Genomic DNA, 25,592 nt, shown 5'->3' on the forward strand with positions numbered 1-25,592 from the left:
CAACCATGTTTCTCACCACTTCTGTGCATTTTCTTTTTCTTGTTTTTCTGGGAATGCTGTCTTTAGTACTCTTACTGATCATCGTTGTACTGATTTACAGCTTTTATCAGTACAGAGAATCTGTTCAGTCATTCAGATGGTCTGAAGTGATCAATAAAAAAATCTCAGAAGTGATTGTATATGGTGAAGAGGAAATGCCTGCAGACACTACCTTTTCAGTAACTTCCGGCAGTCCTTCATTCAGAAATCTGTTCCTTCAGAAACTGGCAGAATCTGAGAAAAAATTTTCCGGAGCAGCACAAAATAAAATCAAAGACTTATTCCGTGAATATGGACTTCAGGAAGAAGCATTGAAAAAGCTGAATCAAAAGAAAGAACATATCATTGCAGGAGGAATACAGGAACTTACAGCGATGCACGTGGAAGAAGCATTGCCAAAAATTTCTACATTTTTAACCCATCCTTCAACTCAGGTGTATCAGGAGGCTCAATATGCGATGGTTAACCTTAAAGGATTCGAAGGTCTTCATTTCCTGAACAGCATTTCCTCCATAATATCAGAATGGCAGCAGCTTCGTTTGCTTATTTCGATCAACAACATTCCCGAGAACTCAGGGGATGATATTAAAAACTGGATGAAAAGTTCTAATGAATCCGTAGTCATTTTCACCCTTAAAGTCTTAAGGAAATTTCAGATATTATCACTCTATTCTACAGTAATTGATCTCCTGGATCATTCTTCTGTTGATGTACGAATACAGACCGTACAAACTTTATTGTCACTGGAAAATTCTTCCACCATAGCTCATCTTATGGAAATATATCCCGATCAGCCGGTTGAAGTACAGAAAGAGATTCTGAAAGTCATGAAAAAGTCGAAAGACCAATACAGTACAGATTTTCTGAAAGATCAATTATTAAATAACCAAGACTCAGGAATAAAAGTGCATGCAGCAGAAGCTTTATGTGCTTTGGAGCAACAGGAATACCTGGCAGAAATATCCCAAAAAGAAACCTCTTCAGAAGAACTCATTCAAATTATTAAATACGCATTACAGGAAAAAGTATGTTAGAATTCTCACACATCATCTATGAAGTTGTTATTTGGCTGTTTTTGATTTACGGAACAGCAGTAACCCTTATCTATGGCTGGATAGGAATTTATGCGCTTGGTGCTGTATTGCGTTATAAAAAAGAAAATACATTCACAGATTACAGTATTATTGCGGCCAATCCCAACGCTCCGGTATTCAGCGTTATTGCTCCGGCATATAATGAAGGGATGACCATTGTGGAAAATGTACGTTCCCTCTTATCTCTTTACTATCATAATCTTGAAATTATCATTGTAAATGACGGAAGTAAGGATGATTCCATTCAAAAGCTGATCGAAGCTTACGAACTTGAGTCTGTAGCTTATTTTATTCAGGGAAAAATAGAAACCAATGCGGTAACAGGAGTGTATAAAAGTAAAAATCCGGCCTTCAAAAAACTGATTGTTGTTGATAAAGAAAACGGAGGAAAAGCGGATGCTTTAAATGTTGGCGTCAATATTTCCTCCGGTGAATATCTGGTCTGCATTGATGTTGACTGTATTCTGGAGCAGGATTCGATTTTAAAGCTCGCAAAACCAATGCTGGAGCAAACTGATAAAAAGTTCATTGCCTGCGGTGGAGTGATTCGCCTGGCCAACAACTGCGTTATTGAAAACGGAAAAGTAGTAAGTGTCAATATGCCGAAATCTCTTCTGGGAAGAACACAGGCATTGGAGTACATTCGAGCTTTTGTACTTGGACGTATGGCATGGTCCAGAGCATCAGGACTGATTTTGATCTCCGGTGCTTTTGGGGTCTTTGACCGAAAAATTGTACTGGCGTGCGGTGGTTATGACAAAAATACAGTGGGAGAGGACATGGAGCTGGTGGTAAGAATGAGAAAGTACATGGAGGAAAAAAATGAGCCTTACGAAGTACTTACTATTCCGGATCCACTATGCTGGACAGAAGTTCCTGAATCCAAAGATATTCTTAGAAAACAAAGAAACAGATGGATGCGCGGCACCATGGAAACCCTGTGGAAACACCGAAAAATGATGTTCAATCCAAAGTATAAAAAGCTGGGGATGATCAGCCTTCCTTATTGGTTCTTCTTTGAATTTCTCGGTCCGCTCATCGAATTTTCAGGTTATATTATCTTTATCATCTTTTTATTGCTGGGAATTATCAACTGGCCGTTCTTTATCGTTCTGTTCGCCCTTGTGATTTCAATGGGATTTTTATATTCCATCTATGCGATACTGGTAGATCTCGTAAGCCATCAGGTTTACACCAAAAGAAAAGACTTCTTTAGATTAATTTTCACTGCTTTTTCCGAACCTTTTTATTTTCATCCCATTGTAGTAAAAGCAGGAGTTAACGGATTTATAGATTATTTCAAAAAATCTCATGGATGGGGCGAAATGACAAGACAAGGTTTCAACCAAAGCACACAGCATTTACCTCTGAAAGAAAGGATATATGCTATTCTTCAGGCAGGACTCAAAAAATGGAGAATGCTGGCGTTGGTTTTCTTTGCATTATTTTTAATAGGAGTAACCGCAGAATCTCTATGGTACAAATATACCTTTCCCAAATTTGAAACATCAGCCATTATTGGGCCTCTTTTCTTTGAAAATATTTTATTTGCACTGCAACTGACATTCTGTGTCGGAGTTATATATCTGATTATTAATTTTATCAAAGAAGGCTGGGCAAGAATCCTTGGGGTACTAACCCTGGTTGTTGTAACCGTTACACAATATATCTTATTCCTATATTTTTCTGAAAGCCGTAATGTATTGGGTGCAGACCTTTTATACTACAGCAAAGAAGAGATGAAGCAGATTTTACAGGCAAGCGGAATGCTCAACTTCAAAAACTTTGCATTACTGGGAATTTTGATAACAGCTTCCCTTGTTCCTTTATGGATTGCAGGTAAAACCGCTTTAAAATCAATCTATCCGGGAATGATACTATTGGTTTTCGGGTTAGCAGCATTCTTTATTCCCTCCAATCTAGCAGGAGCAAAAGTTTTGAATTCTGATACTGAGTTTAACCAAAATGCAGCAAAAAGTAAATGGGCTTATTTCTTTAAATCCAACCAAGATAATTTCATCAGCGATCATCCGGAACTCACAGAATTGTTGAGCGATAATGAAGATTTTACTGCCAATGCAGAAATGATCGACAAAAACTTTCCGTTCTGGAGAAAAGAAAACACCCCGGATTTCTTAGGATCCTATATGCACAAATCCGAGAAAGTTCCTAATCTTGTTTTTCTTGTGATGGAAGGCTTCGGACATGCGTATACATCGCCGAAGGGATATATCGGTAACTTCACCCCTTATCTTGATTCTTTATCCAGTAAAGGGTTGTATTGGGAAAACAGTTTAAGCTCAGCAGGAAGAACATTCGGAGCATTACCATCATTGACGGGGTCTCTTCCTTTTGGAAAAAACGGGTTCCTTGAAATAGAAAAAACACCAGAGAATTTCAATCTTTATAATATCCTTAAAGCGAACGGATTCGAAACAGGATTCTATTACGGAGGCCATATATCATTTGACCGCTACCGTGAATTTCTGGAGTACAGTGGAGTAGATCATATCGTAGATGAAGCCTCATTCAGCAGTCCTTACCGTAAACTTCCTGCCAACAACGGGGAGAGCTGGGGATATGAAGATCAGGCTGTTTTAAGTAAAATGCAACAGCAGCAGAAACCACAGAATCAACCGTATTTCAATATGATACTTACGCTTTCAACCCATAATCCTTTTTTAATCAACAATAAGGATTATTATGAAAAGTTGTACAACCAAAGACTTAACTCAGGGATTTTAACCAAAGAACAGAAAAAATGGGCAGCCGCTCACAAAAATCAGCTCATCTCCGTATTGAATGCTGATGATGCGATGAAAGGTTTCTTTGAAAATTACAGCAAACGCCCTGATTTCAAAAACACAATTTTTGTCATTACAGGAGATCATAGTATGCCTGAAATAACCTTAGAATCTAAAATTGACAGATTCCATGTGCCTTTATTAATCTATTCACCCTTATTAAAAGAATCAAAGCGATTCTATAAAACAGTAAGTCATTTTGATATCGCGCCTTCCATTCTGGCGTACTACAGAAATAATTATCAAATCAATACCCCTTCTACAGTTACATGGGTAGGACGTGGCTTTTCTGCAGATTCTGAAATCAGCAAGGCCGGAGTTCCTATGATGCAGAGTAAAAACCAGCTTATAGATTTTGTTTCTGAAAAATATTATATCCATGACGGACAGCTTTTCACACTTAAGGATATGGAAGAAGATGCTTCCAATGACGCTGCAGCCATGGGTAAAATCAACGGCAGGTTCAATCAGTATAAAAGCATGAATGCTCAGTTTTATTCCACGAAAAAACTGATGCCGGATTCGGTAATGGTCAACTTTAAGAAAAAAACAAAGTCAAAGTTTTAAAACTTTCGGGTATAGCCTAAAGTAATATCAAACTGATTCCCTTTCTCACCCGGACGGAATTCCTGGTTATAATACATCGTTCCTACAGAAAAAAGATTGACGGAGCGGTAAGAGAAATTATACTCTGCACCTATTTTAAAGGTTTTAAGCTTAAAGGTCTCATTTTCCAAAAGGTTATTTCGGTATTCTTCCGGACTTATTCCTGTTCCGATCTGAAAAGCAAAATAGTCCTGAGCTCCTTTGGTATAATAACGTACCGTTCCTGTATAAGAATGGGAAATGTTTTTGCTGTCAGGCGTTATATAAGTACGAAGATTGAACCAGAAATTTTTATAGTATTTTCCTACAGCCGCAGTATACATCCAGATGCTGTTGCTGAAATGAAGCTGGCGGTAGCCCAGTTCCGCCTCAAAACTGTGAGGAAGATTGGCATTCAAGGAAACTCCGGTACGGTATTTCGGAAACAGACCTACATCATCAGAATATCCTCCGCCTACATAAAGGTAGAACATTTTGGAAAGTCTCGGATAGGCTTCCAACTCAATCTGTGTACCGCCTTGTGCAAATTTGTTCGCATAATTTCCACGAAGGATCACAGAACCAATAGGTGTAATTCTTTTGTAACTTACGCCCACGATATGCCAGTCGTCATCAAACTGCTTGTCAAAATGGGAATAGTTGTAAATAATTCCGACAGCATTTTTAGAAGACAGATCCTTGATTCTTACTGCAAGAGCCCTTGCCTCTGTATTTTTTGGATTGATAGATAATAGAGTGGTTATCGCTTTATCAGCTTCCTCATAATGATCCATTCCAAAATATATTTTTGCTTTCAACAACAGTAATGCCTCAGATTTTGAATGATAAGAAAGTCCTTTATCTATAATTTCGATAGCCTTTGTATTCTGATCATTCCAATATTCCAATGAAGCATACGCCAGAAAATAGTCTTCATCCCGGACCTCTCTTTTTCCGAGATCTTCAAACACAGCTCTTGCTGCAGCCAGATCTTTGTTCCAGGTATATAGCCTTCCCAAAAAAACCGAAATATCAGTATAATTGGGAGCTTTTTCCAAAGCCTCTTTTGCCAGGGCAATAGATGTAGCATAGTCTTTCTGCTCAAAAGCAGTGGTACGGGCTTTAACAAATAATTCATCAGCAGTAAGATTCTGCTGGCTGTATAGCGTAATTGGAAAAAGTAAAGCTAATAAAAAGGTCGGATATCTTTTCATCGAGGTTTATTATTAATGAGCTACATCTTTATTACAAATATATTGAACTTTTATCTCTCAACCCAGAGATTATTTATTAAAACTTACTTTTTTGAGATTATTATTCCACAAAACATCAAATAATAGATATTTATGATGGAATAATTATTGTCGTAATTAAAAAAGAATTGATTTTTTAAAAAAGCTTCATCATGAAAATAGCAACGTATAACGTAAACGGAATCAACGGCAGGCTTCCTGTTTTACTCAAATGGCTGAAGGAAGCTTCACCAGACATCGTCTGCCTTCAGGAGCTAAAGGCCCCACAGGAACGTTTCCCTGTACAGGAAATCAATAAAGCCGGATATCAGGCGATATGGAAAGGGCAGAAAAGCTGGAACGGAGTAGCCATACTGGCAAAAAACAAAGAAATCACCGAGGTACAAAGAGCTTTACCGGGTGACACAGACGATGTACAAAGCCGTTATATAGAAGCTATTATTGATCAAATGGTCATCTGCTGTTTGTATCTTCCCAATGGAAATCCTTATCCCGGACCTAAATTTGATTATAAATTATCCTGGATTAAACGTTTTAAGCGACGAACCAACCAGCTCATCAAAATGGAACTTCCTGCTATCCTTATCGGCGATTTTAATATCATTCCCGAACCTATGGATGTTTATAAACCTGAACGTTGGGAAAATGATGCGCTATACAGAACGGAAGTGAGAAAAGCATTTAAAGATCTTCAGAAAAAAGGGTGGCTTGATTCTGTACGAAGTCTTTACCCCGACGAAAAAGTCTATACCTTCTGGGATTATTTGTATAAAGCCTACGACCGCAATGCAGGAATGAGATTAGATCACATTCTATTAAGTCCATATCTTCAGCCTAGACTGACTTCCGGTGGAGTAGACAGTCATGTACGGGGGTGGGAAAAAAGCAGTGATCATGCTCCCGTGTGGGTTGAACTATCAGATCGTTTGTAATTAGAGAAGTTCATATATAATGTACTCCCGGAGTAAAAACCGGGAGTATATTAATAAATATTATAAGTATTAAGATTGTTTACGACGACGGCCAGAAACCTTTTTGTCAAGATTCCTGATATCCTGTCTCAGTTCACGGAACATTTCTTTAAAATTGTAGCTTTCATAATCTCCCGGTTCAAAATCTTCAGGGAAAATTCCTGAAGCATACTGCCATATTTCCACTACTTCTTCAAAAGGAATATCATAAGGTTCATAAAACGAATTGTCAGCACTTACACAGATGGCATTTTCTTTTCTTTCTTTAAAACGCTTATAGGTAATTCCGTCATTTAAGGTAACGAAAACATAGGTTTTGCCTTGTTTCAACTCATTGATTCCCTCTACATATTTTCCTACAATATAAGACCCATTTCTGAACGGGGGCATAGAATCCCCATCTGCAGGAAAAGCTCTGTATTTTCCATTGGTAAGAAAAGGAAGAGCAATACGCTGAAGACTTTCGATGTAGTCTATATCGCTATAACCTTCCAGATATCCCATTGAAGCTTTCTGAGGAATAATTTCTATCGTATCATTTCCATGATTATCTACCGCAACCGGAAGAACAATTCTGTTATCCGGAAGCTTTAGCATTTCATCTATCGGATGCTTCTCAATATCTACAGACAGCATAAGGTCAATACTTACGTGGAAATATTTTGAGATTTTTACCAACAACTCGATAGGAGGTTCAGAAATTCCGTTTTCATATTTTGAATACCGGACTCTTGAAATCAATAATTCATCGGCTACATTCTGTTGGGAGAGCTTTCTCCTGGCTCTTAAAAAGCGTATATTATTTGAAAAAACTGACATTGATATAAGTATGTCAGCAAAAATACAAAATTTGATTCCGTTATCAATGAACAGAATGGTTTTTACCACAAGAAGAACACAAATTTTATCTTCCTTTTATCTTTTTTAAAAAAATTACTCTATCTGAAGACTTCAAACGATCAACTTTCACCTTATCTGAAGCCTGTTTATAGGCAAATTACAGAGGCTTTATAGCCATTGAAAAATAAATACCAATAAAGAGCATTTAATGCAAAAATAATAACTCTAAATTCCACAAATTGAGTTATCATTTTTAACTTTTAGAAAATCAATCACATATAAGTGAAAATTATATCCTTATTAAAATACACTTATATTAATGAAATATTAAATAATAAAAACTTATAATTAATTTATTCAAAATAATTTGCAATTGTAAAGTTATTATTCATATATTCGTGATGTAATAATCATATAAAATTATAGTTATGAAAAACTTAAAAAAATTGGACAGAAACGAATTAAAAGCTATTTCAGGTAACGGATTACTAGATCCAATCGGCGGTCTTCTAGGTGGACTAGGAGGTGTAGTTGGTGGAGTAGTAGGCGGTGTAGGTACTATCGTTGGAGGTGTTGTATCTGGCGTAGGATCTACAGTAGGTGGAGTAGTAGGCGGTGTAAGCACTGTTGTAACTAACGCTTTATGCCAAACACAATGTGTTGTTAATGGTGTAGTCCACATCAAATTACTTGAGTGCGGTTCTACTTGCTAATCAGTAAGCAAATTCACAGTAAAAAATCAGACCGCTCTTTTCAGAGCGGTTTTTCTATATCCTTATAGACCGCAAAATATCTCATAACACATTTATTATCAAATAATTAAATTTATTTTCAGCGCTTTCAATAAAAACCAATAAAGCAACATTGTTGCATTAATGAATTTAATGTTCTAGCTTTGCCGGATCATTAAAGTATATGCACATGAAAAGGACTGTTTATTTTTTGGTGGGTGGCACACTTATGTATTCACCATCCATTCTGAAAGCTCAGAAAAGTACCCCTGAAAAAAAAATTGTAAAAGACATAGAGTCTGTACAAGTACAGGGAAAATCTAATTATAACACCGTAAATATTTCAAGAAAAAAACTGGATTTTATTCAATCCAATACCCTGGGAGAAACATTGAGTAAAATTCCAGGAATTCAAAATTCGGGATACGGACCGAATTCCGGTGCTCCCGTGATCCGAAGCCTAAGCGGAAACCGGGTAAAAATACTGGAAAACGGAACAGCAGTGAATGATCTTTCCGGGATAAGCCCTGATTTTAATACGGATATAGAGATGAACAATGTTCAGAGTATCACTGTTTATAAAAACTCTGCATCAGTTTTATATGGAGGAAAGGCTATTGGAGGAGCCATAGATATTGAAACGGATTATATCGCAAGACAATTGCCGGCTAAAAAGATCAATATAAAAGGTCTTCTTGAAGGCGGAAGCAACAGTGGACAAAGACAAGCTTTTTCAGCGAAAGGAGTTATTGCTAAAAACTGGGTCTGGACGGTAGGAGCATCCAATCAGAAGCAGGAAATGGTCAGAATTCCCGGAAAATCAAAAGACAGCAGATGCTATGATCCGGATCTTGTCGGTTTCAACAGTATCTTACAGTCGTTGTGCCAGATCGATGTAAATTCAAGACGCGTACTCAATAAAAGTCTTTTTCCTTACATCAGCCAGTTTGCCAAGGATCACATGATCGAATATGAACTCTCTGAAGATGATCTTTACACCTTCAGTTCTACGTATTACAATCCTGCTGATGGTAAACATTATCCCAATCCAAAGAATGATCTGTATGTTCCTGGTCAGGATGCCGTGAAAGACCGTTATAAAAGTGAAGTAAACGGAATCAAGGATTATGTGGAAACAAAAGATGGAGTGATACCCAACAGTCATTCGGAAAGCAATTCATTTTATGTAGGAACCAGTTATATTGGAAAATCATTGTATGTCGGAGGAGCTTATCAGAATTCTTATTCCTATTTTGGAGTTCCCGGGTATGCCATCCCTAAAATTCCCCAACATAGCCATGGAAAACCACAACCCAAAATAGAATATAGTCCCATCAATATCAGAAGCTTATCTCATAAAGCTATGTTTGAATCCGGTTACAAGTTTACCCATTCTCCGATTTCAAGTATCAAACTGAATTATATGGGCGTATTTTCGAAAAACGCAGAACTTCTGGATCGTTACCGTGCCAATCAGTTTGCTGTAAACCAACACAATGGACGTCTGGAAATCACACAGCAGAAATTGAAATTTCTCACAGGAAGTACAGGTCTGGAGGTACAATACAGAGATATGAAAGGAACCGGAGGCCAAAGATATCTGCCTAATACTGTAAGCCGTGAAATTGGGATCTTTACGATGCAGCATCTTGATTTTAATATCATTCAGTTTGATCTTGGGTATAGAAATGATCATGTGCAACGTAGAGCGGAAGCAGATAATAAGTATGTCAGAAGCCGAGGGCTTTCGGGCGGAAAACTCAGCGACAGAGATTTCACGCTTCACCAATTTCATAGTTCCGCACAATGGAATATTTTTAAAAAAGGATATCTGAAAGTACAGTACAACCATTCAGAAAGAGCTCCCGAAGTGAATGAACTGTATTCAGGAAACAATCATTTTGCGATCCTGACAGAAGAAAATGGTGATGACAAGCTGGATAAGGAAACAGCCAACACCATTGAAATCGGGGCTGGAGTTAATCTGAAAAACCTAAGAGTCTCCGCCAGCTGGTACAATACTTCTTTTAAAAATTATATTTACCTTGCCCATACCGGAATTTCCAGAAATACTTTTATTGTAAAAGAATGGCGTTCTGATGACACAGAAATCAATGGAATTGAAGCTGAAGCTACTTATAAAACAGATCTTGGAAAAATAGGAAAGTGGGAGATAGGCGGTTATTATGATTTGGTAAGAAATATAAGCGTTGCGGACAGCTCCATAAGAAAGTGGAGTGATGGTGATTATATGCCCAATATGCCAACAAGCCGTTTCGGATTCTCTCTTGAAGGAAATGTACAGAACTTTAGTATAAATGTAAGTTTAGACCATTATTTAAAACAAAAATATTTAGGAAAGAATATCAATCCTGAGCTTCCTATGCCAGCATTTTCATTGCTAAATGTACGTTTAGCCTATAAAGACAACAGTTTAGGCATAGGTGATCTGGAGTATTATATTATAGGAAATAATCTGTTGAACATTGAGGCCAGGCTTCAGAACTCTCAGTTAAAGTTTCTCAGCCCGCTTCCCGGAATTAATATTTCAGCCGGTGTAAAAATAACAATATAAATCAATCTCATTTCTGCAGTTATTATGAATTAATAGCTGCAGATTTTTTTGTTGTCCATTCAAAATCCTTCTTAGAATGCAAACAATTTCTGGCTGTTTTTACTCTGTTTATTTATACAAAAATTAATCAAAAAAAACTAAAAAAAAGAGGTTATAACTTTTAATACGACGAGTTCTGTCGCTGCGCGTAAGTACCTTTGTATTAGAGATAAGATAAAGAATCCCGGGAAATTAATTGTCTTACTAAACCCAATTTTTAACCTAACAAAAACCTCTTTTAATTTATGTGTAAAAAACAACTAATAATCATTTTTCTCCTTTTATTTTGCATTTCCTATGCGCAGAATGAATTTACCACCATCTGGAAACCCAATGCCAACGGCGTCATTGATCATTCCATAAGATTCGGCGGCACAGGAACCGATTACACCATTCACTGGGAAGAGGTAGGATATCCTGAGCATAACGGGATGTTTGATTATGTAAACTCCAGCAGCAATGAGCCTTTACTCATATATTTTGGGCCATCATTCCATCCAGATCCTCTGCAGGCCACTTACGAATTAAAAGTATCAAGCGGTAACGGATCATTTTACGGATTCAGGGCCAATACCGAAATCATACCTCCGGGTGGAAATCAGGAACTTATAGAACTTAGCCAGTGGGGAAATACGACATGGCTTCAGCAATTCGACAGAGCATTCGCCAACTGTCCCAATCTTAACGTAACGGCTGCAGATACTCCTGATTTGACACAGATAACCAGTTTATCACAAATGTTCCTTAACTGTTCATCTTTGACAGGCCATACTTCATTTTCTTACTGGAATCCATTCCGTATTACGGACATGAGCGGTATGTTCAGCGGAGCGACGCTGTTTAATCAGAATATCGGAAACTGGGATACGGCAAAAGTAACCAATTTCAGCAGCATGTTTTCTTCTGCATCTTCTTTCAATCAGGATATTTCTGCCTGGAATACGATATCCGGAACTGATTTTTCCTCCATGTTTGCAGATGCCACAGCTTTCAACCAGCCATTAAATTCATGGAATACAGAAAATGCGACTAATTTCCGCTATACATTCTATAATGCAGCAGCATTTAATCAGCCACTTGATAACTGGATTACAGGTAAAGTGACAGATTTTGAGCATATGTTTGAAAATGCTGTATCATTCAATCAGCCCATCGGAAACTGGGATGTAAGTAAGATTGATTATTTTGCTGGATTTAATATGTTTGCAGGTGCTTCACATTTTGACCAGGATATTTCTTCATGGAATATCAAGCTTCAGAACTTCAGCTGGAATTCAATCTATTTTGGATTTAAAAATGTCGGCTTATCATGTACAAATTACAGCAATTTTCTCATCGCTTTGAATAATAATCCTACCTGGGCGAATTCGACAATAACGTCCGGAGTTATAGATGCAACAGGATTGGTTTATTCTACACCGCAAGCGATGCTTGCCAGAGCCCAACTCATCAACAAAGGCTTTAATATTAGTGGAGATTCCTATATTTCCGGTTGTTATCTGTCATCAAGAGAAGTTTCCCCAAAAACGAAAACTTCCGTGTATCCTAATCCAACGACAGGAGTGATCAACGTGGAATCCTCAGTAGATGAAAATGTTTATTTATATGATAATAACGGTAACCTCATTAAAAATATATTGTTTAGAAAAGGGAAAAACACCATCGATCTTACTGAGTATCCTTCAGGAGACTATATCTTTAAAGGTGATAATTTTTTTAATAAAATCACCAAGCAATAATTAATCAGCTGAAAGGCTGTCTGTTTAAAGTCAGCTCCAAAATCTTAGATTTTGGAGCTTTTTATGGAAAAAATCGAACAACATTACCATCATTGCAAATTTTATATGAACACAATCCGTAAATTTGAGTCATAACTGATATCCATGATAAAAAAGTACTTACTCTTTCTTTTAGTTTTCACTTCAGCAACGTCTTCACTGCTTGCCCAGAACTATGAAAGATATAAAATACTAAAAGACACAATATTACAATCAACAAGTCTGGGATTTGAGAAAAAGATTTCTGTAATAGTTCCCATAGAATGGCAAAAGAAGTCCGGGAACAAATTCCCATTAATTATTGTATTTGATCGGCAAAATAAAAGAAGTAATCATTATATTCTCAATACTATTGACTATTTAACGAGTAATGAACAGATCCCTTCCTCTATCGTAATAAGCGTTGAATCAGAACAAAGATACCGCTATCTGGAAACACAGTATAAAATTTCAGATCCCAATGGCCTTGCACAGGAGAATGAAAAATTTATTTTTGAACAACTCATCCCATTAGCTGAGAGAGAGTACAAAGCCTCTTCTTTTAGAGTGTTAATTGGTCATTCCAGATATGGATATTTTACAACATCATTATTGAATTCCAGAATAAATGACTTGAATGCAATTATTTCTATGAGCCCATTTTTTACTCAGAAAAATGTTGACCTAACAGATTCTATAAATCAATTCAGTAAGTGCTCTTTTCATACAAAAAAATATTATCGCTATGGAATCGGAAACGACTATCCCGAAGATTTCCTGAAAATGGATTCCATCATTAAGAAAATTAACAATCCCTTTCTGGATATGAAAGGATATGAGTTTAAAAAAGCAGATCATAATGCAACGCCAGGCTTACTTATTAATACAGCTCTTTACGAGATATTTGAAGATTGGTCTGCCATTCAGTCAAAGTATATATCAAATAAGCAAACAGACTTGAGCATTAAATCATCATTGGATAAAGAAATACGCTCCAATTACGGTGTTAATCTAAATTTTTCATTGGGTATTTTAAATGGAAAAGGGTGGGCATTTTATAATGAAAAGCAATATGATAAAGCTATTCAGGCCTGGAAAATCCTTATAGATTCTTATCCAAATTTTTCAGAGGCTTATTTAAATATTATAAAGGCTAAAATCTTACTAAAACAGGATTACTCTGCAACTGTTAAAGAATTCAATATTTCATTAGCAAATTCTGAATTTTATAAAGAAAAGGAAAAGAAGGATTTAGAAATTGAATTGCATGAAATAGTTAAATAAATAAATGTAATAGGTGTAAAATCGAAAAATGTTAACGAAATTGCGCAAACTATATAACCAGCTATGCACGAGAATTACATGACAGAGAAATTTCCGACAATAAACAGCACCCTTTCACCTGATAGACTTGGTCAACTTATTCAAGAAAAATATGGACTAACCGAAAACACAGAATGCAGGATCTTCCGGCTTGCAATGAACCATTTATACATCGTTCATGATGGCGAAAACAAATACGTTTTTAGAGTGTACACTCATGATTGGCGAACCGAATTAGAAATTCAAGAAGAATTAAGACTTCTCAATCACCTGAAAGAAGGAGACCGACAAGTTGCTTTTCCCATAGCAGATCAATCAAACAATTTTATTCAGAAAATTGAAGCTCCGGAAGGAACAAGATTCGGTGTTTTATTTTCATATGCTAAGGGTATAAAAACAGCAAAATTCTCACCGGAAACCAGCTTTCTGATTGGGCAGGCATTAGCTAAAGTTCATCAATCAACAGAACATGTAGAACTGATGAGAATGTCTTACAATGCTCAAAACCTGCTCAAGAACCCTGTTGTAAGGACAAAAAATTTCTATAGTAAAAACACGACCGAAATTCAATTTTTAGAAAGTCTTTCCGGTTTTTTAACGCTAAAAATGGAAAATACAGACCTGCAGAAAATGAGATATGGAGCGGTTCATCTTGACGTTTGGTTTGATAATTTACATATTGATAACGAAAAAGAAATCACATTTTTTGACTTTGATTTTTGTGGCAACGGTTATTTATGCTTTGATATTTCTTATTTTCTATTTCAGCTATTTACAACCCATTTAAACGAAGAGGAGTATGAGGCAAAAGCAGATAATTTCATAAGAGGCTATGAAACTGTCACTAAAATTAATGATGAAGAAAAAAAGTTTTTACCTTACGCATGTCTGGCTATTATGACCTATTATATAAGTGTTCAGTGCGACAGATTTGAATATTGGACCAATATTTTCCTGAATGAAGATCATTTAAAAAGAATGGTGGGCAATCTCAAACGATGGATTGCTTATCATAAAATTGAGGTAAAATAATGACAGAAAAATGTATACAATTAATTATCATTTTAGAAAACTAATCAGCATGATAAAATGTTTGACAATTATTATATTATCCTTCTTCTCATTAACAACTTATGGACAAACAAAAATGCGCTCTATTGATGAATTAATAAACGATAAAGATCAAGGTTGGATTTTTGTAAAAGAATGGATAGACACCGCAAAAAATAAAGTGGAAATATTACCCGTAGATAGCAACCAAGCAAGGGATGCTTTATACAAAACCCAAGTTACAACCAAATCTCCAATGGGTTCAATTGTATACATGACAGGGGGCCTTTTGGTTGATAATGGCTGGATAAGAATTCTTGGCTCAGGTAGTGATAAGCTAAGCAGGTCATTGCCGGAATGGAATAGAGGAAAAACATTTGAGGATTATGGACAGCCAATTCCATATCTTTTAATTGCTGACGATGCAATAGGAGGTATTTTCATTCTTAATGGTGGCGGACTTGGAAACGATTTAGGAAAAGTATATTATTTGGCACCTGATAATTTGGAATATGAACCTCTTGACATTACTTACACTGAATTTCTGAATTTTTGCTTTAATAAAAATCTTGATGAATTTTATAAAGAATACAGATGGGTAAATTGGAAAAAAGATGTAGCAAAACTTAAAGGCGACCAGGTATTCAGTTTTTTTCCTTACTTATGGACAGAACAAGGTAAGGATATGAGTAAAGGATCAAAAAAGAAAGTTCAAATTGAAGAAAGTTACAAGCTTACTCTTGAATTTAGAAAGAAACTTGGATTTGATGCAGAGAAATAAATAATAGAACTTTTAAATTTCACTCAAACTATATCTAAAAATTTATATGATGAATACAAGCTTTCTTATCTTAAATAAATATTGTTAATATGAATACAAAACCCATCACTTTTCCCAATCAGAGAAAGCATAATGCTGTACTACGTTTTCTGCATTTGTTTGTTATTTCTTATGTGTATCTTTTTATTTTTACCTCTCAGTTTTCGCCTTTAGCAGGAATACATAAGAGTGGAGTCTTGTGGTTGTGTAAAAATGTTTTTCAGCAAACGCAGGTAGAATATATTACAATGACTGGCAGCGGCGATACCACATTAGATTATTGGGTAGTGCTTGTAAATATTGGCTTAGCGGTAGTGGCTGCACTCGTTATACTTCTTGCAGATAAAAAACAGCGGACATTTAAAGATCTTCATTGGTTTACGGTAGTAGTGGCACGCTATTATGTAGCTATGATAATGCTTTCATACGGTTTTGCAAAACTACACGACGGGCAGTTTCCTCCTAATTCAATTGGCAGGTTGGAAGAAAAAGTTGGAGACATGTCACCAATGGGGATGGTATGGGCTATGATGGGAGCTTCCACTGGTTATACATTTGTTTCCGGATTGTTGGAAGTTATTGGTGGACTTTTGCTTCTTTTCAGGAGAACCAAAACCTTTGGTGCACTTTTTTCCATGACGGTGATGATCAATGTAGCTCTGTTGAATTTTTTCTATGATGTGCCGGTTAAAATATTTTCCAGTCATATTGTTTTGTTCTGTATTTTTATTGTAAGCGGTGATGCAATGGCATTATATCGTTTTTTTATCTTGCATCAGCCATCGCAGTTACGTTTTCAAAAAAGAACATTCGACAAAAAGTGGAAGAGTATTACAGTTATTGTATTCAAATGGCTTGTAATAGCTTTTTTCATATTAAGCTCTTCATCAGCACTATTCTATACACCTCCGGCCGCTCCGATGGAGGGTGCATATATTGTAGATAAATTTATCATAAACAACCAGGAAATATCATGCAACGATTCCATTGGCTGGAAAAAAATATTGATAACTTCTCCAAGCCGGACAAAAGTAATCCTGAACAATGACAGTACTAAAACATTCCAGAGCGTTTTAGATACTGAAAATAAAACACTTATGCTTCGTAAAATAGATCATCAGGACCTATATGCTTACCTGCATTACAACAGTCAAAAAGATAGTATCATTTTTACAGGAAATAAGGGTCGTGATTCTGTAAAAATAAAAACAATAAGAAAGAAAAAAGAAGATTATCTTTTAAACAAGAGGAGTTTTCATTGGATTAATGAGTATCCGTTTAACAGGTAACAGATATATAGCTTAGCGGGAAACAATATAAATAAGTGATTTTACTTAAAGAAGACATGTAGTTTTAGTACATGTCTTCTTATTTTCCGGGGTATTTCATTATTTCAAATCCTCCACATTGTTCAGTATATAGCACTGTTCCCACTGTTTCATCCCGATTTTAGGGTAGTAGCCCACAGCTTTGGGTGCGGCCAATAGAATCAATGTAGCTTTTGGAGTATGTTCTTTTGTCAATCGGATTAATTCTTTTCCAATGCCTTTCTTTTGATAATTCTCATCAACCGCCAGATCTGAAAGATAAGTGCAGAATGCAAAATCAGTTAATGATCTTGATATTCCAATCAATTTACCATTATCCCGGGCAGTTGCAATAAGATTGGCATGCTGCAGCATCTCTGTTATTCTTTCCGGTTCGTTTACCGGACGTCTTTCTCCTAATGTAGAGTTTACGAGCACCTGGGTAAATTCTTCTATTCCAATTTTTTCTTCAATTTGATACGTAATCATTTTTATTTTTTTACTGTTATTTCAAAAGATATTATCCGCAGGGGCTTCCTGTCTTTCAGACATCCCATAATCGCGTATCACGGAAGCTACACGCAATCTGTAATCTTCAAACACAGAATTCCGTCCTGCCTGTTGTGCTTTCCTGTGAGTGGTTCTGTTGCGCCATTCTTTTATACCATCTTCATCTTTCCAAAAGGACAGGGAAAGGATTTTTCGGGAATCTACGAGACTTTGAAACCGTTCAATCGAAATAAATCCAGGAATCACTTCCAGTTCTGACTTTAGGGATCTCGCTATATCCAGATATTCATCTTTTTTTCCTTCTTCAGGAGCGACTTCAAATATTACAGCTATCATACTTTTAATTAAAAATTATTTGATTTACAGGACAAAATTATAGGTAATTTGGACTACATTTGTATACCAGATTAAACATATAGAGCAGTCCAGAATGTTTCCGTTTGAACATATCATCACTATTGATAAAGAAAAAAAGCTTCCTGTTTACAGACAGATAGCCATCTCTATTATTAATGCAATAAGAAACGGTAATGTAAAGGCCGGAATGGCTCTTCCCGGTACCAGAGAACTTGCAAAAACACTGGGTGTGCACCGTAAGACGGTAATCGCTGCATATGAAGAGCTCAATGCCCAGGATTGGATCCTGATTATTCCCCGGAAACAGGTCAGAGTATCTGAGCGTATTCCAACTCTACAACCTCAAAAGTGGAACGCTCAAAATTCATCTTTATCCTATGAAAATAATTTCGACCTTCCGATTCATCTATCAAAGAAAGATCCGTCACAGCAGGAGCTGACTGTTCTTCCTGAGATTTTCATTGATGATGGGCATCCCGATATTCGCCTTTCTCCTATAGATGAACTGTTGAAAATTTACCGCAGCTATACATCAAGAAGCTTTAGCATTAAAAAAGCAGTTGTTGGGACAACTCAAGGTACATTAAAACTAAGAGAAGAGCTATCGAGATATCTATCTGCAACAAGAGGGCTGAATATTTCCGCTGATAACCTATTGATTACCCATGGCGCACAAATGAGCATTTATCTGGCGGCTCAGTTGCTTTTACAGGATGGAGACATTATTGTTTCCGGAAAACCAGGATATCCTATTGCGAACAGTGCATTTGAGAAAACAAAAGCATCTGTAATAGAGGTTCCTGTAGACGAAAACGGACTGGACATTAATGCTCTCGAAAAAATGTGTAAAAAGAAAAAAATAACCGCTGTATACCTCATTCCTCATCATCATTATCCTACAACAGTCACTTTGAGCGTTGAAAGGAGAATGAAACTGTTGGAGCTTTCCAATCAATATTCGTTTGCTATTATTGAGGATGATTACGATTATGATTATCATTATTCCTCCTCACCATATTTACCTTTGGCAAGTGGAGCTCATAAGGGGAATGTCATTTACATTGGTTCATTTTCAAAAATATTGGGTTCTTCCATTCGTATTGGTTTTATGGTAGCTCCTAAAAATTTCATTCAGGAAGCTGTTGTTTTACGAAAAGCAATTGATGTAGGAGGGGATGGATATATGCAGAATGCATTAGCAGAATTGATTAAAAGTGGTGATTTGGGAAGGTATCTGAAGAAAGCCAAAAAGTCTTACCATCAACGCAGAGATTATCTGAATATACTTTTGCAGCAGCATCTGAGCCCTTATATCTCTTTTACCTTACCAGACGGCGGCCTGTCGGTTTGGATACAGCTCAAACATCCCTACAGCGTTAATACATTGAAAACTCCTTTACAATTGCAAATCAAACGAATAGATGAAGAAGAGAATGCTTTTCGATTAGGTTTTGCTTCAAAGAATGAGAAAGAACTTGAAGAGATCGTTTTATTCATGAAGAAAATTCTTACAAATAGGTATTCAATATGATTATTTAATTAAAAAACAAAAAATTCATCAATCCTACGAAAACCTAGTATAAATTCTTTTTTATGATCTCTTAACAATTCAATAATCAAAATAAATTTTATATTAGTAGAATAATAACCATCTAAGATTTAAGAATTAAATACAGAAAACATGAGAAATACTATTTATACTTTGTTATTACTATTTTTATTCTCAGGCGTTAATGCTCAGGAATATTCAAAATTAATAAGTGAAGCTAATCAATTATATGAATCAAAAGAGTATAAAATGTCTGCAGATTTATATGATAAAGCTTTTAAAATCGAAAGCGAAAATCCAAGTCACTTATATAATGGTGCATGTTCATCTTCTTTAGCGGGAAATACAAAACAAGCATTTAAATGGCTGAACTTATCAATAGAAAAAGGCTGGACCAACCTAAAGCACTTAAATTCTGATACTGATTTAGAAAATTTGCATTCAAAAAAAGAGTGGGGGAAAACCATTGAAAAGTTAGAAAAAAAATTAGCAGCCATAGAAGCAAATTATGACAAACCCCTGCAGGCTGAGTTATTGGCAATTCTTGATGAAGACCAGAAATATAGAGTACAAATGAGTGAAACTCAAAAAAAATTTGGCCCAAATTCTAAAGAAATAAATGACCTTTGGAAAATAACCAATCAGAAAGACTCCATTAACTTAATAAAAGTAAAAAAAATATTAGATGAAAAAGGCTGGGTGGGTAAAGACAAAGTAGGCGCGCAAGCCAATAGTGCATTATTTCTTGTCATTCAACATTCAGATCTGGAAACGCAAAAAAAATATTTACCCATGATGAAAGAAGCGGTAAAAAAAGGAAATGCAAGTCCAGGTTCTTTAGCTTTGTTAATTGACAGAATAGAAATTCGCGAAGGCAGAAAACAAATCTACGGAAGCCAAATAGGAATCAATCAAAGTAATAATACTTACTATATTTTACCTTTAACTGATCCTGACAATGTAGATAAAAGAAGAACAGAAGTTGGCTTAGATCCAATCTCTAACTATGTTAAAAATTGGAATTTGGTTTGGGACGTTGAAAAATATAAAAGAGAATTACCCGAATTAGAAAAATTAAATAAATAGAAAACCATCTGATTACAGCAGTTGGCACAAGTGGCGGATTAAGGCTCAATTAAAAGATTCCTTAATCTGCCATTTATTTTATAAGAAACGTAAGGGATTAAAAACTTTCTGGATTTAAGATGATTTATCTGAAAATATAAGCAGTTGCGGAAGATAGAGTTTATTATACTTGAAAATCTGATGCAATGGCCGAAAGTATAAAATCATGAAATATAATAACATGTTCTGTGAATCTTTGAAAGCCAAACAATACACAATTTAACATAATATAAATTATAGGATTTTTATTACAACCTAGAAGTAGAGTAACTAACCGCCTGAGAATCTCTTATTCTGTCATTTTCCTGGCCAAATATTCTTTAACCGTTTCTAAGAACTCTTTCTGGGTCATAAAACGATCCAGAAACTCTTCCAGTTTTCCTTCATTCTCAATTTCCTGAAAATACATTTCATGATCCGTTCCGTAGACTGTTGGATTATTCTGGTCAGGATCTGTTGCACAAACAAAAAAATGATCAGGATATCCATAAGAATAAAATATACAGATAAAATCCATCTCTTTGCCTTGTACGATTTTTTTTAATTCATATTCATCTACAAGTCCATCCAGTTCTTCATAATCCTCTATATTTTCTTTAAAGGGCGTGAAAATCCAATCTTTGAAAAAATATTGACCGTACGGCAATTCATGGTTAGAAAAATAATGTTCCAGTAAGTTCTTATAAAAAATTTTCTGATCCTCTATATACAAATCTTTGTACTGCTCATAATACTGATCGATCCCATAAACATCCCAATCTTTGTCATAAAGATGATGACTGAAACTAATACTCTTCCAGTTTTCAACAAAACTTTTATCAGCACGCAAACCCTCTGTATTTCCTCCTAACTGCTTAATTTTATCTACAATACTCTTATTCATGCACTATAATTCATTATTACATTATGTTAAATTGAAACCATTCAAAGTCTCATACTGATCTTAAAAATACAAAATCTTGCCACATGGCAGGTTTTCTTCTGTAAAAACAGAATACCTTTATCCTAACCAAAAAATAAAATAGTATGAAACCTAAAATGATCTGGGCCAATCTGGCTGTAACCGACCTCGAACGCACACAGAAATTCTATACTGAACTGGGATTCAGACCTAATAGCCCACACAGTTCCAATGAGCTGGTAAGTTTTTTTATGGCTGGAAATGAATTGGTTGTTCACTTTTTCTTAAAAAATATCATAGAAAACAACCTGAAAAGCATGAAATTTGGAGATCCTCAAAGCTCCAACGAAATTATATTCACCCTTTCTGCAGAAAGCAAAAGTCAGGTGGATGAATGGGCTGAAGAAGTAAAAAATGCTGGTGGAACCATTGTTTCAGAGCCTGAGAGATTTGGAGAAAATTACTACGGTTTTGTATTTGCCGATCCGGATGGACACAAGTTCAATGTATTTTTTATGTAAACTTTCAAAATATTTTTCCCTATATTTGACATTCAACAGATCAATATGAACCGCTCGAACTGTCTGCCTCCTCCGGCACCTTAATATTTTCAATTTAATTTGAAGCATACTCATGTCGTTAACGTATTAACGATCGGTTTTATCATGCTTCACATTCTAACAAAAATATTAATTCCAATTTTACAGTTCATTCTCAAATGAAAAAATCATATTTATTATTACATCTGGCCGTAATTCTGGCCGGATTTACAGGTGTATTCGGGAAATTGATCACTCTTAACGAAGGTTTACTGGTCTGGTACAGACTCCTCTTCTCCTCTATTATTTTGTTCTTTATTGTAAAGCTCTTGAAAATTCCAACGGATATTCCTTTCCGGGGAAAAATTCAGATTTCAAAAGCCGGCTTACTGCTTACGCTCCATTGGCTTCTTTTCTATGCCAGTATAAAATATGCCAATATATCCATTGGTGTGGTGTGCTACTGCCTGACAAGTTTTTTCACAGCTTTATTCAAACCTGTTCTTGATAGGGAGAAATTCAAGCTTTCAGAATTACTTCTCAGTACGTTAACGATTGTAGGAATCAGTTTAATATTTCACTTTGATACTTCCTATCACCTTGGGATTATATTAGGCGTCTTTTCATCGGCATTCGGGGCTTTGTATACGATTTATAACAAACGTCTGGTGAGTCATTTTGATACCAAAATTATCAACTATTATCAGATGATTGCCGGTACTTTATGCTGGGGAGCGTTTTTGCCCGTATATCTCCTCTATTTTCAGTCAGATAGCATAGTTCCTGACTTAAAAAACACGGCTTATTTGGGCGTTTTATCGCTTTTTTGTACTGTTGGCTTATATGTAATGTTTGCAGAGGTTTTGAAGAAAATTCCGGCATTTACCGTTAACTTAACATACAATCTGGAGCCTGTGTATGCTATTATTATGGCGTTCTTATTTTTCGGAGAAAGCAAAGAAGTGAATCTTTCGTTTTATATAGGATTGGTCTTTATTATTGCTTCTGTGGTTTTGCAGACGGTAATTTCTATTAAGAAAACAAAATAAAAATCAAAGCTTTTTAAACCAAAACCGGACACCTAAGTTAGTTTAAGTGTCCGGTTTTTATATCATAGTTTTAAATAACTATCCATTCAATCCCAGGCTGTTATACAGCTGCACCTGCCATATTCCCAACACTTCTTTGAGCATCACAAAAGTAAATGCTGCATTATAACTGTTAGGAAATACAGTAATTTCAGTATCTATAAAATCTGAAGCTTGAGGAACCGGGTTTAATCCAAATGTCTGAAACAAAGCCATAGACCTTTTCATATGAAACCCGGAAGTAACCAGGTATACATCAGAAGGAGCCATCTGCTGTAAGATCTTGCTGGAATATTTTGCATTTTCATATGTGTTCATGCTTTTATCTTCTTTTATGATATCAGCATCTGATACTCCCATCTTTTTAAAATTTTCACTGAATAATTCTGCTTCACTTTTGTGCCCTCTTCCCTTTCCGGAAATCAGTATTTTACAAGGCAGATTATTGGTCTTGTATTCATGATACAACTGATAAGCCGTTACCATTCTGGAATAAGACATGGTATGCAGCTTTTCTGTGTGTTCAAAATCTACAATTCCACCTCCCAATACAACAATAACAGGGTTTTGAGGAGGTTTATTTTTAGTCACAATTGTACCCACATAATTTTTCTGCAGATATCCGGAAGTCAGTTTTCCCAGAAAGCCATTTCCTATGAAAATGATCATTAAAACGGCAAAAAAGCCAACTCCTATTCTCAGATTTTTGCGTTTGTTTTTTCTTTTGAGCAGAGCAATGATGACTACCGCAAGAAATACTAAGAAATAAGGTTCTGTAAAAAGCTGAACAACACGGAATAAAAGGTCTAATAAAAATTTCATTTTCGAATACTATTGATTAATGCCGGAAGGCATAGAAACCTCAAAGATAAGGCAATTTCCTGAGTATCATTTTCCACAGCATTAGACTATTAAAAATGATCAGAATAATTTCGTCTCATTTTTCTTTCTGTTTATCCAATTATTTTATACATTTGCAAACAACACACTTTTTAGTGTGTTAACGAAAACCAAATACCTACCAAGTGAAAAAGCAGAATAGTATCGCCATTTTTATGACCGTACTCCATATATTTTTGGACAGACATTTTTGTAAAGAAAAAAACAAAAACTCTTCCCAAAGTATAAAGAAATGATTTCTCCTTTAAACAGCTGAAATCAAAGAATATGATCTTTTGCGAATCAAACAGATCCCGCAAATTATTGTATAAACATCTGCCTAATCACCAAAATCTGCTAACGAAGCTCCCAGCACGTTTAGTAATCATCCTTGTTTTTTTTAAAACAAAGAAAATCAATGCTTTAAAGCTTAACATTCACATCAAAATAAGATCTTTCACTGATTGATTACCGGACTCTGTTTATTAAAAAATCTTAAACAGATTTACTCTCAAAATTAATATTGCCTCAATGCAATATGGTTTTTAATAGGATACATTTGTCTTGTAACTTTAATACAATCAATGAAATGTCAACAGTTCTCAAAACATTTGTAGCTTATCTTAAAAGACCTGCTCTTTATCCTGAACTGGGCAGAAAAATCATTAAAAATACGGTAAGCAGAAGAAGTCCGTTCAAAGGAAAAGCAAAAACAAATTCCTGGGCTGCCTCCATAGCAGTTTCCCAAAAAGAAGCGGTTTCCCGACTTTTCTCTATGAATACTGATCAATTCAGATCTACCTTTGCTGATATTCTGGAAAAAGCCAGTTTAAAAGAACAAGAATGTCCTATTACCATGGGTGGACCTGGTGCTCTGGAGCTTATTTATTACGCCTGTGAATTTACCAAAGCACAAAACGTTCTGGAAACAGGTGTGGCGTATGGATGGTCTTCTTTGGCCATATTGCTTTCCCTTCAACAAAGAAATGGTACACTCTACAGCTCAGATATGCCTTATCTTGCTCAGGATGGTGATCAATATGTAGGATATGTTGTTCCTGAAAACCTTAAAAAGTATTGGCAGTTATTCCGTTTTGCAGACAGAGAATCATTACCTAAAATTTTTAAAAAGGTTTCTTCTTTTGATGTTTTCCACTATGATTCTGACAAAAGTTACCACGGAAGAATGTGGGCTTACCATCAGATTTATAAAAGATTGAAGCCTGGCGCAGTCTTTATTAGCGATGATATTGGCGACAATTCCGCTTATCAGGATTTTTGTATTAAAAAAAACATCGAAACGACTGTAGTAGAATACAATGGAAAGTATATCGGTATTTTTATAAAATAAACAATCTAAAAATCTCCCGCAGATCACGCAGATATCGCATATTGCAGAAATAGTTGAAGGAGGTAAAGGTGCATTTCTTACAAGAAAAAGGAAATACAGATCTCA

At 35.7% G+C, this 25,592-nt stretch carries 21 protein-coding genes; 15 read left to right on the top strand and 6 right to left on the bottom strand.

What is annotated here, in order from left to right:
* Window positions 1–5 precede the first annotated feature (5 nt).
* Both RHP76_RS04035 and RHP76_RS04040 read left to right on the top strand, forming a co-directional pair.
* A complete protein-coding gene (locus tag RHP76_RS04035; RefSeq protein ID WP_288441878.1) occupies window positions 6–1,073 on the top strand; it encodes a HEAT repeat domain-containing protein in 1,068 nt (355 codons plus the stop codon).
* Window positions 1,067–4,504, top strand: coding sequence for a sulfatase-like hydrolase/transferase (locus RHP76_RS04040; protein ID WP_311229554.1), 3,438 nt, complete (start codon window positions 1,067–1,069; stop codon window positions 4,502–4,504). Before RHP76_RS04035 ends, RHP76_RS04040 begins: the two co-directional genes overlap by 7 nt.
* On the opposite strand, the gene RHP76_RS04045 is transcribed toward RHP76_RS04040, so the two are convergent.
* Complete coding sequence (locus tag RHP76_RS04045; RefSeq protein ID WP_311229555.1) at window positions 4,501–5,736, bottom strand: YaiO family outer membrane beta-barrel protein; 1,236 nt, start codon at window positions 5,734–5,736, stop codon at window positions 4,501–4,503. The two genes, RHP76_RS04040 and RHP76_RS04045, sit on opposite strands and share 4 nt — an antisense overlap.
* A 191-nt stretch (window positions 5,737–5,927) precedes the next feature.
* On the opposite strand from RHP76_RS04045, the gene xth reads away from it, so the two are divergent.
* Window positions 5,928–6,707: an exodeoxyribonuclease III gene (gene xth, locus RHP76_RS04050; RefSeq protein ID WP_120231191.1), complete on the top strand. Its 780-nt coding sequence runs from the start codon at window positions 5,928–5,930 to the stop codon at window positions 6,705–6,707.
* 69 nt (window positions 6,708–6,776) lie between these two features.
* On the opposite strand, the gene RHP76_RS04055 is transcribed toward xth, so the two are convergent.
* A complete protein-coding gene (locus RHP76_RS04055; RefSeq protein ID WP_062669386.1) occupies window positions 6,777–7,565 on the bottom strand; it encodes an XRE family transcriptional regulator in 789 nt (262 codons plus the stop codon).
* A gap of 449 nt (window positions 7,566–8,014) precedes the next feature.
* On the opposite strand from RHP76_RS04055, the gene RHP76_RS04060 reads away from it, so the two are divergent.
* From RHP76_RS04060 to RHP76_RS04090, 7 genes are all read left to right on the top strand, one after another.
* Entirely contained in the window at window positions 8,015–8,299 is a 285-nt protein-coding gene (locus RHP76_RS04060; RefSeq protein ID WP_062669384.1) for a bacteriocin-like protein, read from the top strand.
* 208 nt (window positions 8,300–8,507) lie between these two features.
* Complete coding sequence (locus tag RHP76_RS04065) at window positions 8,508–10,892, top strand: TonB-dependent receptor (RefSeq protein WP_311229556.1); 2,385 nt, start codon at window positions 8,508–8,510, stop codon at window positions 10,890–10,892.
* A 284-nt stretch (window positions 10,893–11,176) separates the two neighbouring features.
* Window positions 11,177–12,670, top strand: a complete 1,494-nt coding sequence (locus RHP76_RS04070; RefSeq protein WP_280211071.1) for a BspA family leucine-rich repeat surface protein — start codon at window positions 11,177–11,179, stop codon at window positions 12,668–12,670.
* 144 nt (window positions 12,671–12,814) lie between these two features.
* Window positions 12,815–13,972: an alpha/beta hydrolase-fold protein gene (locus RHP76_RS04075; RefSeq protein WP_288441869.1), complete on the top strand. Its 1,158-nt coding sequence runs from the start codon at window positions 12,815–12,817 to the stop codon at window positions 13,970–13,972.
* Window positions 13,973–14,035: 63 nt separating this feature from the next.
* A complete protein-coding gene (locus RHP76_RS04080; RefSeq protein WP_311229557.1) occupies window positions 14,036–15,043 on the top strand; it encodes a phosphotransferase in 1,008 nt (335 codons plus the stop codon).
* A 10-nt stretch (window positions 15,044–15,053) separates the two neighbouring features.
* Window positions 15,054–15,842, top strand: coding sequence for a DUF2625 domain-containing protein (locus RHP76_RS04085; RefSeq protein WP_311229558.1), 789 nt, complete (start codon window positions 15,054–15,056; stop codon window positions 15,840–15,842).
* An 89-nt stretch (window positions 15,843–15,931) separates the two neighbouring features.
* Window positions 15,932–17,170: a DoxX family protein gene (locus RHP76_RS04090; protein WP_311229559.1), complete on the top strand. Its 1,239-nt coding sequence runs from the start codon at window positions 15,932–15,934 to the stop codon at window positions 17,168–17,170.
* A 99-nt stretch (window positions 17,171–17,269) separates the two neighbouring features.
* Here RHP76_RS04090 and RHP76_RS04095 read toward each other — a convergent pair whose 3' ends face one another.
* Both RHP76_RS04095 and RHP76_RS04100 read right to left on the bottom strand, forming a co-directional pair.
* A complete protein-coding gene (locus tag RHP76_RS04095) occupies window positions 17,270–17,677 on the bottom strand; it encodes a GNAT family N-acetyltransferase (protein ID WP_120231196.1) in 408 nt (135 codons plus the stop codon).
* 21 nt (window positions 17,678–17,698) lie between these two features.
* A complete protein-coding gene (locus tag RHP76_RS04100; protein WP_288441861.1) occupies window positions 17,699–18,034 on the bottom strand; it encodes an antibiotic biosynthesis monooxygenase family protein in 336 nt (111 codons plus the stop codon).
* Between the two features lie 94 nt (window positions 18,035–18,128).
* On the opposite strand from RHP76_RS04100, the gene RHP76_RS04105 reads away from it, so the two are divergent.
* Both RHP76_RS04105 and RHP76_RS04110 read left to right on the top strand, forming a co-directional pair.
* Window positions 18,129–19,586 carry a MocR-like pyridoxine biosynthesis transcription factor PdxR gene (locus RHP76_RS04105; protein WP_311229560.1) on the top strand — a complete coding sequence of 486 codons (1,458 nt, stop codon included), beginning with the start codon at window positions 18,129–18,131 and terminating at the stop codon, window positions 19,584–19,586.
* A gap of 150 nt (window positions 19,587–19,736) precedes the next feature.
* On the top strand, window positions 19,737–20,690 hold the full coding sequence (locus tag RHP76_RS04110; protein ID WP_120231199.1) for a DUF6624 domain-containing protein: 954 nt from the start codon (window positions 19,737–19,739) through the stop codon (window positions 20,688–20,690).
* A gap of 328 nt (window positions 20,691–21,018) precedes the next feature.
* On the opposite strand, the gene RHP76_RS04115 is transcribed toward RHP76_RS04110, so the two are convergent.
* Window positions 21,019–21,612, bottom strand: coding sequence for a hypothetical protein (locus RHP76_RS04115; protein WP_120231200.1), 594 nt, complete (start codon window positions 21,610–21,612; stop codon window positions 21,019–21,021).
* Between the two features lie 143 nt (window positions 21,613–21,755).
* Here RHP76_RS04115 and RHP76_RS04120 point away from each other — a divergent pair, with 143 nt between their 5' ends.
* The gene (locus RHP76_RS04120) at window positions 21,756–22,151 is read left to right on the top strand and encodes a VOC family protein (RefSeq protein WP_311229561.1); all 396 of its coding nucleotides are present in this window, start codon (window positions 21,756–21,758) and stop codon (window positions 22,149–22,151) included.
* 197 nt (window positions 22,152–22,348) lie between these two features.
* The gene (locus RHP76_RS04125; RefSeq protein WP_288441853.1) at window positions 22,349–23,218 is read left to right on the top strand and encodes a DMT family transporter; all 870 of its coding nucleotides are present in this window, start codon (window positions 22,349–22,351) and stop codon (window positions 23,216–23,218) included.
* A gap of 78 nt (window positions 23,219–23,296) precedes the next feature.
* Here the strand turns inward: RHP76_RS04125 and RHP76_RS04130 are convergent, their stop codons facing one another.
* Entirely contained in the window at window positions 23,297–24,079 is a 783-nt protein-coding gene (locus RHP76_RS04130; protein WP_288441852.1) for a YdcF family protein, read from the bottom strand.
* A gap of 646 nt (window positions 24,080–24,725) precedes the next feature.
* On the opposite strand from RHP76_RS04130, the gene RHP76_RS04135 reads away from it, so the two are divergent.
* Complete coding sequence (locus tag RHP76_RS04135; protein ID WP_062669355.1) at window positions 24,726–25,487, top strand: O-methyltransferase; 762 nt, start codon at window positions 24,726–24,728, stop codon at window positions 25,485–25,487.
* The last annotated feature ends 105 nt before the right edge of the window (window positions 25,488–25,592 follow it).

Source organism: Chryseobacterium sp. SG20098 (assembly GCF_031844745.1).
GTDB lineage: Bacteria > Bacteroidota > Bacteroidia > Flavobacteriales > Weeksellaceae > Chryseobacterium > Chryseobacterium cucumeris.

Bases quoted from the DNA above. Each gene is read 5' to 3' on its own strand.
- RHP76_RS04055 (WP_062669386.1), bottom strand. From the start codon at position 7,565: ATGTCAGTTTTTTCAAATAATATACGCTTTTTAAGAGCCAGGAGAAAG.
- RHP76_RS04100 (WP_288441861.1), bottom strand. From the start codon at position 18,034: ATGATAGCTGTAATATTTGAAGTCGCTCCTGAAGAAGGAAAAAAAGAT.
- RHP76_RS04040 (WP_311229554.1), top strand. From the start codon at position 1,067: ATGTTAGAATTCTCACACATCATCTATGAAGTTGTTATTTGGCTGTTT.
- RHP76_RS04135 (WP_062669355.1), top strand. From the start codon at position 24,726: ATGTCAACAGTTCTCAAAACATTTGTAGCTTATCTTAAAAGACCTGCT.
- RHP76_RS04115 (WP_120231200.1), bottom strand. From the start codon at position 21,612: ATGAATAAGAGTATTGTAGATAAAATTAAGCAGTTAGGAGGAAATACA.
- RHP76_RS04130 (WP_288441852.1), bottom strand. From the start codon at position 24,079: ATGAAATTTTTATTAGACCTTTTATTCCGTGTTGTTCAGCTTTTTACA.
- RHP76_RS04080 (WP_311229557.1), top strand. From the start codon at position 14,036: ATGCACGAGAATTACATGACAGAGAAATTTCCGACAATAAACAGCACC.
- RHP76_RS04090 (WP_311229559.1), top strand. From the start codon at position 15,932: ATGAATACAAAACCCATCACTTTTCCCAATCAGAGAAAGCATAATGCT.
- RHP76_RS04060 (WP_062669384.1), top strand. From the start codon at position 8,015: ATGAAAAACTTAAAAAAATTGGACAGAAACGAATTAAAAGCTATTTCA.
- RHP76_RS04045 (WP_311229555.1), bottom strand. From the start codon at position 5,736: ATGAAAAGATATCCGACCTTTTTATTAGCTTTACTTTTTCCAATTACG.
- RHP76_RS04085 (WP_311229558.1), top strand. From the start codon at position 15,054: ATGTATACAATTAATTATCATTTTAGAAAACTAATCAGCATGATAAAA.
- RHP76_RS04070 (WP_280211071.1), top strand. From the start codon at position 11,177: ATGTGTAAAAAACAACTAATAATCATTTTTCTCCTTTTATTTTGCATT.
- RHP76_RS04110 (WP_120231199.1), top strand. From the start codon at position 19,737: ATGAGAAATACTATTTATACTTTGTTATTACTATTTTTATTCTCAGGC.
- RHP76_RS04065 (WP_311229556.1), top strand. From the start codon at position 8,508: ATGAAAAGGACTGTTTATTTTTTGGTGGGTGGCACACTTATGTATTCA.
- RHP76_RS04035 (WP_288441878.1), top strand. From the start codon at position 6: ATGTTTCTCACCACTTCTGTGCATTTTCTTTTTCTTGTTTTTCTGGGA.
- RHP76_RS04095 (WP_120231196.1), bottom strand. From the start codon at position 17,677: ATGATTACGTATCAAATTGAAGAAAAAATTGGAATAGAAGAATTTACC.
- RHP76_RS04120 (WP_311229561.1), top strand. From the start codon at position 21,756: ATGAAACCTAAAATGATCTGGGCCAATCTGGCTGTAACCGACCTCGAA.
- RHP76_RS04105 (WP_311229560.1), top strand. From the start codon at position 18,129: ATGTTTCCGTTTGAACATATCATCACTATTGATAAAGAAAAAAAGCTT.
- xth (WP_120231191.1), top strand. From the start codon at position 5,928: ATGAAAATAGCAACGTATAACGTAAACGGAATCAACGGCAGGCTTCCT.
- RHP76_RS04075 (WP_288441869.1), top strand. From the start codon at position 12,815: ATGATAAAAAAGTACTTACTCTTTCTTTTAGTTTTCACTTCAGCAACG.
- RHP76_RS04125 (WP_288441853.1), top strand. From the start codon at position 22,349: ATGAAAAAATCATATTTATTATTACATCTGGCCGTAATTCTGGCCGGA.